The 13,735-nt window shown below is 58.4% G+C and carries 10 protein-coding genes and 3 pseudogenes; 7 read left to right on the top strand and 6 right to left on the bottom strand.

Features of this window, described 5'->3' with window-relative positions:
- Positions 1–54: 54 nt before the first annotated feature.
- Positions 55–807, bottom strand: coding sequence for an SDR family NAD(P)-dependent oxidoreductase (locus L0U84_RS42800; RefSeq protein ID WP_233860389.1), 753 nt, complete (start codon positions 805–807; stop codon positions 55–57).
- Entirely contained in the window at positions 807–1,667 is an 861-nt protein-coding gene (locus tag L0U84_RS42805) for a fumarylacetoacetate hydrolase family protein (protein WP_233860167.1), read from the bottom strand. The genes L0U84_RS42800 and L0U84_RS42805 overlap by 1 nt, the downstream gene beginning before the upstream one ends.
- 301 nt (positions 1,668–1,968) lie before the next feature.
- Here L0U84_RS42805 and L0U84_RS42810 point away from each other — a divergent pair, with 301 nt between their 5' ends.
- From L0U84_RS42810 to L0U84_RS42820, 3 genes and pseudogenes are all read left to right on the top strand, one after another.
- Positions 1,969–3,321 (top strand): MFS transporter, encoded by a 1,353-nt coding sequence (locus tag L0U84_RS42810; protein WP_233860169.1) that lies wholly within the window; start codon positions 1,969–1,971, stop codon positions 3,319–3,321.
- A gap of 39 nt (positions 3,322–3,360) precedes the next feature.
- Positions 3,361–4,332, top strand: a complete 972-nt coding sequence (locus L0U84_RS42815; RefSeq protein WP_233860171.1) for a 2-hydroxyacid dehydrogenase — start codon at positions 3,361–3,363, stop codon at positions 4,330–4,332.
- A gap of 190 nt (positions 4,333–4,522) precedes the next feature.
- Positions 4,523–5,227, top strand: a pseudogene (locus L0U84_RS42820) (alpha-hydroxy acid oxidase); the annotation flags it as partial.
- Between the two features lie 75 nt (positions 5,228–5,302).
- On the opposite strand, the pseudogene L0U84_RS42825 reads toward L0U84_RS42820, so the two are convergent.
- A pseudogene (locus tag L0U84_RS42825) lies at positions 5,303–5,797 on the bottom strand (ATP-binding protein); the annotation flags it as partial.
- Between the two features lie 294 nt (positions 5,798–6,091).
- Here L0U84_RS42825 and L0U84_RS42830 point away from each other — a divergent pair.
- On the top strand, positions 6,092–6,259 hold the full coding sequence (locus L0U84_RS42830; protein WP_011493047.1) for a hypothetical protein: 168 nt from the start codon (positions 6,092–6,094) through the stop codon (positions 6,257–6,259).
- Positions 6,240–8,297, top strand: a complete 2,058-nt coding sequence (locus L0U84_RS42835; RefSeq protein ID WP_233845960.1) for a recombinase family protein — start codon at positions 6,240–6,242, stop codon at positions 8,295–8,297. Before L0U84_RS42830 ends, L0U84_RS42835 begins: the two co-directional genes overlap by 20 nt.
- A 28-nt stretch (positions 8,298–8,325) precedes the next feature.
- Here the strand turns inward: L0U84_RS42835 and L0U84_RS42840 are convergent.
- Together L0U84_RS42840 and istA are read right to left on the bottom strand one after the other, a co-directional pair.
- Positions 8,326–8,646: pseudogene (locus tag L0U84_RS42840) on the bottom strand (ATP-binding protein); the annotation flags it as partial.
- Positions 8,639–10,117, bottom strand: coding sequence for an IS21 family transposase (gene istA / locus L0U84_RS42845; RefSeq protein ID WP_267939715.1), 1,479 nt, complete (start codon positions 10,115–10,117; stop codon positions 8,639–8,641). The gene istA and the pseudogene L0U84_RS42840, both read right to left, overlap by 8 nt.
- A gap of 237 nt (positions 10,118–10,354) precedes the next feature.
- Here istA and L0U84_RS42850 point away from each other — a divergent pair, with 237 nt between their 5' ends.
- Positions 10,355–10,666, top strand: a complete 312-nt coding sequence (locus tag L0U84_RS42850) for a hypothetical protein (protein ID WP_326491257.1) — start codon at positions 10,355–10,357, stop codon at positions 10,664–10,666.
- Positions 10,667–11,287: 621 nt separating this feature from the next.
- Here the strand turns inward: L0U84_RS42850 and L0U84_RS42855 are convergent.
- Entirely contained in the window at positions 11,288–12,301 is a 1,014-nt protein-coding gene (locus L0U84_RS42855; RefSeq protein WP_233860175.1) for an IS110 family transposase, read from the bottom strand.
- Between the two features lie 164 nt (positions 12,302–12,465).
- Between L0U84_RS42855 and L0U84_RS42860 the strand changes: the two genes are divergently transcribed.
- Entirely contained in the window at positions 12,466–13,707 is a 1,242-nt protein-coding gene (locus L0U84_RS42860) for an MFS transporter (RefSeq protein ID WP_233860177.1), read from the top strand.
- The last annotated feature ends 28 nt before the right edge of the window (positions 13,708–13,735 follow it).

Below are 13,735 nucleotides of genomic sequence, written 5' to 3' on the forward strand. Positions count from 1 at the left end.
TGATCGTCGGTTCTATCGAAACAGGCCTGTCGGGACAGGCCTGTTTTAGTGCAACTAATACGTGGTGCGTCCGCCGGACAGGTCGAAGACCGCGCCGGTGCTGAATGCACAGTCTTCGGAGGACAGCCAAAGGATCAGCGATGCGGCCTCGTCAGGCTCCAACAGGCGATTCATCGGAATCTTGGACAACATGTAGTCGATATGTTGTTGCGTCATCGACGCGAGGATCTCGGTCTTTGCCGCTGCCGGCGTTACCGCGTTGACCAGGATGTTCCTGGTTGCAAGCTCTTTGGCCAGCGACTTGGTCAACCCGATCATCCCCGCCTTTGAGGCGCTGTAGTGCGACGCGTTCGGATTACCTTCCTTGCCTGCGACGGACGAGATGTTGACGATCCGGCCATAGCCTTGCTTTAGCATTTGCGGGACGATCGCACGACACGTCAGATAGGTGCCGACGAGATTTACATCGATGACTCGACGCCAGACTTCCGGAGCCAGTTCCCAGGTCGTGCCATTGCCACCAGTGATTCCTGCGCTATTAATCAGAACATCGATGGACCCATGCTGTTCGATCGTATTCTGCGTCGCGGCGGCGACAGATTCTTCCTGGGTCAGTTCGACAATCTCCGTCGAGACCTGGCCAAGTTCCGAGAGCTCGGCGCGACTGCGCTCAAGACGTTCTCCGTCGATGTCCCACAGGGCCACGGACGCACCCGAACGCAACGCACGTTGAGCCACCGCATAGCCGATTCCGCGTGCACCGCCGGTGATAACGACGGCGCGGTTATTCAGATCGAGTTGATTCATCATTCCCCCTTCACAGGTGTATCAATCGTGCGCTGCTGTTGTTCTCCCAGGCCGGCGATGCCGAGCCGCATCGTTTGTCCGGCTGCGAGGTAGATTGGCTCGGGCTTTTGTCCCATCCCGACACCGGGGGGCGTCCCCGTCGAGATCACATCGCCCGGCTGCAGGCTCATGAACTGGCTGATGTACGACACGAGGGTGGCAACGTCGAAGATCATCGTGCGCGTGTTGCCGTTCTGGTATCGCTTCCCGTCAACTTCAAGCCACATGTCGAGCAACTGAGGATCCGGAACTTCGTCTCGCGTCACCAGCCACGGACCGACCGGTCCGAAGGTGTCACAGCCTTTGCCCTTGTCCCACTGTCCGCCGCGTTCAATCTGGTATGCACGTTCAGATACGTCGTTGACGATGCAGTAGCCGGCGACGTATTTGAGCGCGTCTTCTCGACTCACATAGCGCGCCTCTTCGCCGATGACTACTCCGAGTTCCACTTCCCAGTCGACTTTCTTCGCACCGGGTGGAATGCGGACGTCGTCGTTGGGCCCGACGATGGCGCTTGTCGCCTTCATAAACAGGACCGGTTCGGTTGGGACCGCCATACCGGACTCCGCCGCATGGTCGGAGTAGTTGAGTCCGACGCAAATCATCTTGCCTATCGCACCGACACAGGGCCCCAAACGTGCGTCGGGCTGAGCGAACGGCAGCGTTTCCAGGTCTATGTCGGCAAGCTCGCGGAGTGCCTGCACTGAGAGCGAATTGCCCGCGATGTCGGGTAGGTGTGCGGAGAGGTCGCGAATACGCCCCTGCTGGTCAATGATCCCTGGCTTTTCGCTGCCCGACTGTCCAAAACGTACCAATTTCATTCCGTGTCTCCTAGGTTCTATCGTGATTCGGCCTGATCAATATAGATGCGAGGTGAAAGCCAAACAATCCGATTATCAGAGGGAGCGATAGCAAATCTGCATGTGATGGTCGTTCGCGCGTCGAGCCGTGTCCCGCCCAGCAAGGCGTCGCGTGGGTCTGAGAACGGTGGCTGGGTGCGTTGGACGCGACCCTTGCGCTTTTAGCATCGGACGATGCCAATAAAGGATTGATTGGGCATCAGGTTCCACGCTTAATGAGCCTGACTTGAGTGGCGACATAAAACACAGGAGACGAACGGAAATGAAGTCATCATTGCCCCCAATCCCAGACTTACCGATTTCAGGGACACCGTTGTCGACGCCTGGCAACCCGCCTGTGGGGCGAGTCCAGAAATCGAAAAGACTGAGGACCACACAGTGGATCGCACTCGGCCTTTTAGTCGCCGCCGGCCTTGTCAACTACCTCGATCGAAGCACGCTTTCCATCGCCAACCATTCGATCAGTGCAGAGCTAGGGCTGTCACCCACGCAAATGGGGCTTCTTTTGTCAGTCTTTTCGTGGGCTTATGCTCTCGCTCAATTACCAATAGGCGGGATTCTTGACCGTTTCGGGGCCCGCGTAACCTTGGGGGTGGGGCTGTTCGTATGGTCGATTGCGCAGGGATGCATAGGTTTCATGCACAGTCTTGCCGCAATCATGGGTGCGCGAATTGCGCTTGGCTTCGGCGAGGCGCCTCAGTTCCCGGCCGGTGCCAAGGTTGTCAGTGAATGGTTCAGCGTCAAGGAACGTGGGCTTCCGTCCGGAATCTTCAATCTGTCCTCGTCACTCGGGCCGGCGATATCTCAACCGATCCTGACCGGCCTGTTGCTCGCTTTTGGATGGCGGCACATGTTCGTTGCGATGGGAGTCCTGGGCATCGTTGTCGCGGCCGTCTGGTATGCCGCCTACCGAAGCCGCCGTGACGTACATCTGACGAATGAGGAACTGGTCTATCTCGACGGGCAGATCCCCGCGTCGGACGCACACCAGAAGCTCACGCTCGCTGACTGGAAGAGTCTCTTTGGCATGAGGGTCACGTGGGGCATCACCCTCGGTTACGTCGGCATTATCTACATGTTCTGGCTTTTTCTCACATGGCTGCCGGGGTATCTCGAGCACGACCGGGGATTAAGCATTGCCCACGCCGGATGGGTCGCGAGCATCCCTTTCCTTGCCGGTGCGGTTGGCGTCATCAGCGGCGGATTTTTTGTCGATTTTCTCGCACGGCATGGTGTCAGTGTGGGGGCGAGTCGACGCATCCCAATCTGTTTGGGGATGTTGGCGAGCGCATGTTTTATCGTGCCGGCGGCTTTCACGGCGAGCACTCCGATGGCAGTCTTCTGCGTTTCCGGTGCGTTGTTCTCGCTGAACGTGTCGATTGCCGGCGCATGGTCGCTTGTTAGCGTGGCCGTACCCTCGCGAATGGTCGCGTCTCTTGGCAGCATTCAAAATTTCGGCGGGTATTTCGGCGGCGCTTTTGCCCCAACAATCACGGGTATTGTCGTGGAACGAACACACTCGTTTAGCGGGGCGCTTCTCATAAGTGCCGCGGTCGCAGTGGCTGGAGCGCTGATCTACTTCTTCCTTGCGCGACTTCCGAAACGGGTCGGTTAAACCGCATAGCTAGACTAATTACTTTGCAAGAGAATACCGATGAAAAAGAAAGTCTTTGTTGCGCGTGCCATTTTTCCGGAAACGATCGCTAGACTCAGCGAGTATTTTGAGGTCGACGCGAACAGCGACGATCGAAATTTGACCCGCGAGGAATTCTGCGACCGCCTCGGAAGGGCCCATGGAGTGTTTCTGGCAGGTGAGCGCGTTGACGCGGAAGCAATCGCTGGAGCGCCACTTCTCAAAGCGGTGAGCAACATGTCGGTCGGCTACAACAATCTGGATCTGCCGGCATTGCGCGAACGTGGAATCGTGGCCACGAACACCCCGGACGTACTCAACGAGACGGTTGCGGACTTCGGCTGGGCACTGATGATGTGCGCGGCCCGCCGCGTTGCAGAAGCTGACCGATGGACTCGAAAAGGAGCATGGTCTGGCTGGTCGTACGACATGTTCCTCGGTGGCGATGTACACGGATCGACGCTGGGCATCATCGGCATGGGAAGGATCGGACGGGCGATAGCCAGGCGCGCCGTCGGGTTCAACATGAACGTCCTCTATTACAACCGCAGTCGCTGTCCCGTGGAAGTGGAACGAGAGGTAAACGCCCGATATGTGGCAAAGGACGAGCTTTTGAAAAACGCCGATCATGTACTGCTAGTTTTGCCATACTCGCCCGACACTCATCACACTATCGCAGAACGCGAGTTACAGCTAATGAAACCCACCGCAACCATCACGAATATAGGGCGAGGAGGCATCGTAGACGACGACGCCCTATTAGATGCCCTCATCGACAAACGGATAGGGGCGGCCGCACTAGATGTATTCGAGAACGAGCCGCGCTTCAATCCAGGATTTCTCACGCTGGACAATGTCGTCCTGACTCCCCACATGGCTCCTGCAAGCGAATTCACTCGCCGTAGGATGGCAGATCTTGCTGCTGAGAATCTTATTGCCGCATTAGGAGAAGGCGTTAATGCCGGTCACCCCCCGAATATTATCGATGTCTAGGTCGATGGAGAGTTAGCTGTCTGACGCTTGGTTCACTTGTACACCTGACGGCTAACCGGGCGCGGCCTCCGATTTCCTCCTCATGCATCCGCGGTCCAAGCTACGGGCGACATCAGTCCCAAATTTCGCGCAATGACCAGTGGTTTCATGAAGCTGTTCGTCATTGTCTATCGCCGCTTTGAGAAAGTTCATGTCCACGATTACCTGTATTGAAGATTTGCGCATTCTCGCAGAGCGGCGTGTACCGCGCATGTTCTATGACTACGTCGACAGCGGATCGTGGACGGAGAGCACCTATCGCGCAAATGAAAGCGACTTTCAGCGCATCAAATTGCGTCAGCGCGTTGCAGTCAACATGTCCGACCGCAGTACACGTACCCAGATGATTGGGCAAGACGTTGCGATGCCTGTGGCAATCGCGCCGACCGGGCTGACCGGAATGCAACATGCCGACGGCGAGATTCTGGCCGCGCGCGCAGCAGAAAAATTCGGCGTTCCTTTCACTCTATCGACGATGAGTATCTGCTCAATTGAGGACGTGGCTGCGAGTACCACCAAACCGTTCTGGTTCCAGCTATATATGATGCGTGACCGAGACTTCATCGCACGGCTAATCGAACGAGCCCGGGCAGCACGCTGTAGCGCTTTGATGCTCACGCTGGACTTACAGATTATCGGGCAACGCCACAAGGACATCAAAAATGGTTTGTCGGCACCGCCGAAGCCTACGCTTGCAAACCTTATTAACCTCGCAACGAAGCCGCGCTGGTGCCTCGGCATGCTCGGAACTAAGCGTCACAGTTTCGGCAACATTGTGGGACATGCGAAAGGCGTCGGCGATTTGACCTCTTTGAGTTCATGGACTGCCGAGCAGTTCGATCCGTCGATGAGCTGGGCGTGTTGATTTTCACGGAGTCTTAACCCACCGTTTTCATCTAAATTTGACCCACCTCGAGACAGCGTAGTACATCTATTCCGGTGTGGATAACTCTTCGTTTCCAGCCGGTTTTGCTGCCCTTTTTCTCGTTGCCTTCGCTTTGGCAGAACTGGTCCTGAAGCGCCACGATTCGTTGCCAGTCTCGACGATGTGGCAATGATGCGTAACCCGGTCCAGCAGCGCTGTCGTCATCTTTGCATCCCCGAACACCGTTGCCCACTCGCCGAAGCTGAGATTGGTGGTGATCGCGACACTCGTATGCTCGTACAGCTTTGACAGCAGGTGGAACAGCAATGCGCCACCGGTCTGGCTGAACGGCAGATAGCCAAGTTCATCGAGAATCACCAGATCGACGTACATCAGCTTGTGTGCGATCTGGCCTTGTTTGCCCGCCGATTTCTCCTGCTCCAGGGCGTTGGTCAGCTCGACAGTTGAGAAGTAACGCACACGCTTGCCGTGGCGCTGTACGGCCTCGATTCCGATTGCCGAGGCAAGGTGCGTCTTGCCAGTGCCCGGCGAACCCACTACACACTGCCCATCATCATTGCGATGATGTGATCATCCGCTATCCGTTTCACCCTCGCTGCGGTGAACGGATAACCGTCATCGGGATGAACAATTACCGGGGCGAGTCGTATCTGACTATCAGGCAGCCCGATGGCACTCTGACGCATCTTCCGCCGTGGATGGCAGGCGAGGATGCTGCCCGCATGTCTGTCGTCGTCCAGCCGGAGTTGCCTCATGCGGTGCTGATCGAACTTCTGCGCCTGGTCGACACGGCGTTATCGTGCTTTGCGGCGGTAACACCTGAGGGAGGCAAAGATGCGCAACCAGATGACGAGGCAGAAGGATCTGTTCGAGGAAACTGTGCCGGAGGCGTTAGTATCAGAGGAGATGCAAGCCGAGCTGGTGACGCAACTGGCGCTGCTGATGTTCGCGTTGATCGACGTCATCGAAGCGGAGGCGCGTGATGAGCAAGATCGGCGCTGAACACCTTTCCCGTCGTGCATACGTGTACGTCCGTCAGTCAACGCTGGATCAGGTCCACCACAATCGCGAGAGCCAGTTGCGCCAATACGGGCTTGCCGATCGCGCACGCGGACTTGGCTGGCCAGATGCGACGGTTATCGATGACGACCTGGGTCGCTCCGGCTCTGGCAATCATCGTCCCGGATTCGAGCGCCTATTGGTGGCACTGTGCAGCGGCGAAGTGGGTGCCGTATTCTGCATCGAAGCCTCGCGTCTTGCGCGCAATGGTCGTGACTGGCACACGCTTCTGGAATTCTGCCGTCTTGTAGGATGCCTGCTGATTGACGAAGATGGAATTTACGATCCGAGACAGCCTAACGATCGCCTCCTGTTAGGCATGAAGGGCACGCTTTCCGAGATGGAGCTTTCGACGTTTCGCCAACGCTCACAGGCGGCTCTTGATCAGAAAGCCAAACGCGGTGAACTGTTCACGTCGGTGCCAATCGGTTATGTGCGTGCACAAGGAAATCGTATCGAGAAGGATCCTGATACCCGCGTCCGGGAAGCGCTCGATCTGGCGTTCCGGAAGTTTCGCGAGTTTGGTAGCGTCAGGCAGGTCCTCCTATGGATTCGACAGGAATGCATTGAGCTACCCGCGGTGAACTACGGCCCGGACGGTCGCCACATTGTATGGAAGCTTCCCGTCTATAACACCCTTCTGCACATCCTGACGAATCCGACTTATGGCGGCGCATACGCGTTTGGCAAGACCCGGACTATTGCTCGCATTGTGAACGGACGCAAGCGAGTGTTTGCGGGCAACCCCCTTCAGCGCGAGGAATGGCAGGCCTTGATCATCGAGCACCACGCGGGCTACATTAGCTGGGACGAGTACGAGGCGAACCGCAAATTGATTACCAATAACGCGAACATGAAGGGCAGCATGGTCCGCGGCGCTGTCAAGCGCGGGAGCTCGCTTCTGGCGGGACTGCTTCGTTGCGGTCACTGCGGGCGCAAGCTGCACGTTGCGTATTCCGGCACCAAAGGCACCGTCGCGCGGTACAACTGTCAGGGCAGCATGATCAATCATGGTGGCCCTCGCTGCATTTCGTTTGGTGCGGTTCGTGTTGATCAACGCGTTACTGAAGAAGTTTTGCGCCAACTTCAACCGTTAGGTATTCGTGCATCACTCGAGGCCATTGAACGTACACGAACAGAGCAGGACGAACGCGTGCGGCACAAGGAGCTGGCACTTGAACAGGCGCGGTATGAAGCTGCGCGAGCACGTCGGCAATACGATGCGATTGATCCTGAGAACCGGCTGGTTGCGGCGGAACTTGAGCGACGGTGGAATGAAACGCTGAAGACGCAGGTGCAAATACAGACCGAACTCGACCTCCTGCGCGAACAGTCATCGAGGGCGCTGAGTGCGGGCGCGCGTGATGAACTTCTGCGACTCGGTGAAGACCTGCCCCGGCTATGGCACCACCCGGCCAGTTCGGTCGAGATCAAGAAACGCATTCTTAGGACGGTCGTCAAGGAGATCGTTGCCACAAAGCAGGACGACACGATTCGTGCACTCGTGCATTGGCAAGGAGGCGATCACACCGAGATCGTGTTCGAGAAGAACCACACAGGTGAGCATCGCTGGGCCACCGATGTCGCAACGATAGACATCGTTCGCGCGTTGGCGAGAACGTTGGCAGATCAAGGCGTAGCGGCGGTCATCAATCGACTAGGCAAACGGACGGCGAAGGGCCACACCTGGACCGCCGCGCGAATCTGCACGCTGCGGAAGGACCATCGAATCCCTGCATATCGCGAAGGCGAACGGCAGGAGCGCCGCGAACTGACGGTTACAGAAGTAGCCACCCTGCTGGGTATCAGTGCGCCAACCGTCATCCGCCTGATTCGAGTCGGGAGGTTGCCGGCGTCACAGGCTTGTCTGGGTGCGCCATGGATCATCCAGCAGGTGGACGTCGACAATTATCTGGAGCGACGAGCTGCGGACCGTCCGCAATCAGATAACTCAAATCAATTATCCATTGATCTTCAATGACATAGGGAGGTGAGCATTATGTCTCGTGCCCGGGGCCGCCGATGAACACGACGTTGTGTGCGCTTGCGAGAAACGACAGTTCGCTGAGTTCACGAATCAGCGCTTCATCAACTTGTGCCTGTGCGAAGTCGAAGCCTTTCAGGTCGCGGTGAGCCGGGAAGCGTGCGGCGGTCATCTGGTAAGCGATCGAGCGGACCTGCCGTTCGGCGGTTTCCGCCATCAACAGCTGCTTCATGAAGCGCTCCGGCTCGAAGTCAGTGTGACGCGCCTGTGCCAGTAGCTCCGGCCAGGTACTCGCCATGCCGTGCAGTTTGAGGCCCTTGAGCTGGGCAATGATGTCGTTAGACATGACGATCCTCCGGTGGGTTGGCGCGTAGCGTCTCGTAGCGATTCACGTCAGCCGCCGGTTCTTCCTTGAGCTGGAGTTTCGTGGTGGCGAGACTGGCACTCGTGACAGGCGCCTTCAGCCGGCTCAGCACGTTCAGGACATGCTCCCCACTGGGGCGCCCTGAATCCAGCGCAGCCTGCACAGCGAGCAGCACAGCATCGAGTCCGTGTTCGCGCACCGCGGCGAGCACCTGCGTCATGATGCGATCGCCGCCCGGGTGTTTGAGCAGGTGCCGCTGCAATAGCTGCAGCGGTTGCGGCATCGTGATGAAGGGCGCACCGTTGCGCAGTGCGCCGGGTTTGCGCTCGACCAGCGTGATGTAGTGTCGCCAGTCGTAAAAGGTCATGTGCCGCTCGAAGCTGCGTTCGTGGCGGGCGATCTCGTGCGCGTCGGCGACGACGCTGAGATACGCCGGATAGCAGCGCACGCTCACCAGCTGGTTCGTGTACTCGGTAGGCACGCTGTAGCGGTTGCGCTGGACGTGGATCAGGCTGGTCGACGAAACCCGCAGGGTCTGCTCGACGTAGCCGTCGAACGGCCGTGGGTTGGGCATCAGCCGGGTGCGCTCGTCCTGCAACACGTCCTCGACTGTCAGCTCGGGCCATTGCGGGTGCCGCATGTGCCAGGCTTCGCGACACTGGCCGGCGACCCATTCGTTCAGAATCTCCAGCGTCTCCCAGCGCCGTAGCGCCGCTTCGTGCCAGATCTGCCGTCGGCGGTCCTGAACATTCTTTTCGACGATGCCTTTCTCCCAGCCTGCCGCCCGGTTGCAGAACTCTGGCTCGAACAGATAGTGGCTGCACATCGCTTCGAAGCGTGCGTTGACCGCGCGCTCCTTGCCGCGGCCAACCTTGTCCACGGCGGTCTTCATGTTGTCGTAGATGCCGCGCCTGGGCACACCGCCGAATGCGGCGAATGCGCGGGCGTGCGCGTCGAACAGCATCTCGTGACTCTGGGTGGGATAGGCGACGAGCCAGAACGCGCGGCTGGCGTTGAGTTTGACGTGGGCAACCTCGAGGCGCCGCCGCAGCCCGCCGATGAAGGCGTATTCGCAGCTCCAGTCGAACTGGAAGGCTTCGCCGGGCTCGAAGGCGAGCGGCACGTAGGCCTTTCTGCGCGGCGCTTCGGCCTGTTCCTCATGCCAGCGCCTCACGAACGCGCTGACGCGGCCGTAGCTGCCCGCGTAACCCTCGCCGCGGATCGCCTCGAACATGAATCGCGCGGTGCGCCGGTCGCGCTTCGGGCGATGACTGTCCGCCCGCAGCCAGCCCGTCAGCTGTGCGGCCCACTCGTCAACAACGCTCGGACTGACGCGCTTTGGATACTTCGGCTCGACAGAATCGGTCTGCCGCAGCCAGCTGCGCACCGTGTTTCGGGACAGGCCCGTACGCCTCGCAATCTCGCGCAGCGGGACCTGCTCGCGGAAATACATCCGCCTGATCTTGGCCAATATGCCCACCGTGATCACCTCTGTATCCCCTGCTCAAAGATTGAGCAGGACATTCAATCACGTGGGTCAAAATTCGATGAAAATTACGCCCCTTAGTGGGTCAATTCTGCGTGAACATCAACAGGCGGGGGCAGCTTCGAGAACGAAACGTTCCTGAAGGTGGCAGGCCCTAGCGCCGAAGGCGCGACGTCGTGGGACTATGGAATTCCCCTGTCGAGAATGAAGACTGGCCGCGAGTTCGATGAGAAGATGAAGAAGAAGTACAACGAAGGCGTGGTTGCCTATGCGCCTGCGGCGTACGACGCAACGTGGGTGCTCATCAACGCAATGATTAAGGCGAACTCCACGGACCCGAAAGTCTACGGTCCGTTCGTCAAATCTGTGTCATTTGAAGGTGTCTCCGGAAGCATCGCGTTCCTGCCCAACGGAGACATGAAAGACCCGACTGCAACCTTCTATAAGGTCGTCGACGGTAAGTGGGTGCCACAAGCGGTCGCGGTGGGCGACAAGGTTGACCCCATCACCAAGTAAGCCGCTCAAGTAGCAGGACAACCGGATGCGTCTCGAATCGTGCGGACGCATCCAGGTTTGACGAGTGCCCACATTTTCCGCCCCGATGCTCGGCTGGATGTCATTCTTCGCGAGCTCCCCCATGTGCATTCGTGCATATAGCGCTGTCAAAAGCCCCCTATGGAAACTCCAGCAAGCGTCAGCGGCATCGCCCCGAACACCTCTCGCTCGGCCCACACCCATTAGCGGGCCAATGTCAAGCGAGCAGCCGACAACATGGCTGCGCTAGCGGCCAGTTGCAATTTCCGAATGCCGATGGCAGCAGCTGAGCGCGCCCGTTTCTTCAAATCGTGGCTGCGAGGGATGCCACACACCCATGAGGATCAAGCGAGTGGCGATGCAAGCTGCCCCTCGCCCTGGCGGGCATGCCGCCCCAGAAGAACGTTGGTACCGCAATGCGCCCATGTGGTTGCACAAGTGCACGGGCTACCCCCAAACGCGGAGGGACCAATCGGTGGCTGGTTCGCATTGCGGGCGATCCGCTTTGAGTGCTCATCGGGGACGGCGGCACGACATCCCATTCAAGTGACTAGGTTGTAGCACCAATGGGTCGGCAGGGCTTGCCGGCCGCCGTCATCAGAACTATGTGAAGCAGCGCGTCACATCAAATGGTTTGTGCTCCTTTAGGATATGGAAACATGCGCGGGCCAGCTTGTGTGCCAGGGCCTTGCGTGCCACAACCGGATTAGTTCGGGCCTTCTTGCGCTCGTAGAATCGCCTTGCCGGGTCGCAATAGCGCAGCGCGAAACCGGCTGCCTCGACGAACGCCCAGGACAGGTACGGATTCCCATTCTTCGTATTGCCTTCGCCTTTCTTCTTTCCGTTGCTCATGCGCTGGCTGTCCACGCACCGCGCGTAGGAGGCGAAGTTGCCGGGGCTGGCGAAACGTTCGATGGTCCCGGATTCCAGCAGGATCACAGTTGCCAGAATCTGGCCGATACCGGGCACGGTGGTCAGCAATGCGTAGTCAGGGTTCGGTGCAACTTTTTCATTAAGACGCTTTTCCACGACGTCAATCTGTGAGGAGAGCGTTGTGACGACCGCGACGTTTGCCCGAACTGCAAGTGCCACGTCGTCTGGCAGGTGCATTTGATTGATGGCTTGTTCGTCCAGTCGCTTGACCTGATTACTCGTGATCCGGTTGCCGTATTGACGCGCTGTAATGTTCTCAACCGCAAGGATGTGGCTGGTTCGGCTGCGTACCAGTTGCATGCGTTTCCTGGCCAGATCGCGCACGGCGCGGTGCTGTGCCGGCAAGACGGTGCCCGTGGGGAGAATTCCCAATCGCAGCAGGTGAGCGAGGAAACGCGCATCGGTCTCATCTCCGCTGTGCTTGAGTCCGTCGTATTTCTTGATTGCGGTAGTGTGCGCGAGCTGCACCGTGAAGCCCGCCGCCTGGAGGCCGTCGACGAGCCAGTACCAGTTGAAGGTCGATTCGACCACGACGCCCGCCAGCTCCGCTTGCCAAGGCGCGAGCAAGGCCAGAATCTTCGTCAGGTCATTGGGCAGACGCTTCTCGGCGAGCACTCTGTCCGTTTCATCGATCACGGTCACCACGCTGTTGTTCGAATGCAGGTCAATTCCGCTATATTTCACTTCAGCCTCCTTCTGGTTAAGTGATTCCGTGCAGACTCACTTTACCCCGCCGCCCCATGGGGCGGCGGTGGGAGGCCCGCTAGATGATTTTCAAAGGAGTGCACTGTTCGAGCATCTCGAGCACCCAGCGACTGGTTGGGAAGGATGAGCTCCGACGGGTCGTCTTGGCATCTGTCGTAGGAAGCTTCGTAGAATGGTTTGAGTTCTCGGTCTACGGTTATCTGGCAGCGGTCATGGGGAGGGTCTTCTTCCCCGCGAGCGAGCCCGGCACGCAACTCATCGCGTCGCTGGCTGCGTTCGCCATTGCTTTCTTCGCGCGTCCGTTCGGTGGTGTGATATTCGGGCCCATTGGCGACAAATACGGGCGAAAGAGCGTTCTCACCGTAACCATCATCCTGATGGCGTTCGCCACGTTTGGCATCGGCCTGGTTCCCGACTATCGGACGATTGGCGTCGCGTCCCCGCTTCTGTTGCTGTTCTTGAGGTTGCTCCAGGGGGCCTCCGCCGGAGGCGAGGCGAGCGGGGCGGCTATCTTTGTGGCTGAATACTGCGCCGACAGGAACCGTACGCTCATCACGAGCTGGATTGAAGTCGGGTGTATGAGTGGCTTTTGCTTTGGAGCTCTGGTGGCCGCAGTGCTTGCGCACGTATTCAGCCCGGAGCAGATTGACGCATGGGCGTGGCGCCTGCCGTTCCTTCTTGCGTTGCCCTTGGGCGCGGTTGGACTTTACATTCGCTATCGCCTCGACGAGACGCCCGCGTTCAAGGCGGCTCATCGAAAAGGCGGCTTCCGCGAACTTGTCTCGACGCATTCGGCGGCGCTGCTGCAATCAAGCGGCATCATCATTGTCACGAACGTGACGTTGTTCATCGTGGTGACGTACATTCCGACCTATTTGGTCAGTACGTTAAAGCTCACGGCGGCCACCGGATTTACAATCGCACTGGTTTCGCAGGGCTTTCTCATTGTCACAATTCCGATTCTGGCATGGGTGGCTGACCGAACCGGGCGCAAGGCGATGATGCTCTCGGGCAGCGTCGCCCTGATGGTGCTCGCTGTTCCTTGCTTCAATATACTGACGGTCGACAATGAGCTTGTGCGATTGCTGGCGTTGCTGGGATTGAATTTTTGCCTTGCCGCGCTGCTGTCGTGTATCTACTCGAAGATTCCCTCCCTGTTTAATACAGGGGTGCGTTTTACCGGGATGGCGATTAGCTACAACGTGTCCGTGGCCTTATTCGCGGGAACGGCTCCGATGATTAACTCCTGGCTGATTCAAGTAACTGGAAACCGCCTGATACCGGCCTACTATCTGATTGCTGCAGCAGCCATTGGCGTCATCGCGTTGCTCGCGTGCAGAGACCGGACAGGAGGGCCGATGCGAGGAGACCAGCCGAACAACTGAAAGCGAAAAAGCGCAGCTAAAATGGCTG

The organism is Paraburkholderia sp. HD33-4, assembly GCF_021390635.1.
In the GTDB taxonomy this organism is placed as follows: Bacteria; Pseudomonadota; Gammaproteobacteria; order Burkholderiales; family Burkholderiaceae; genus Paraburkholderia.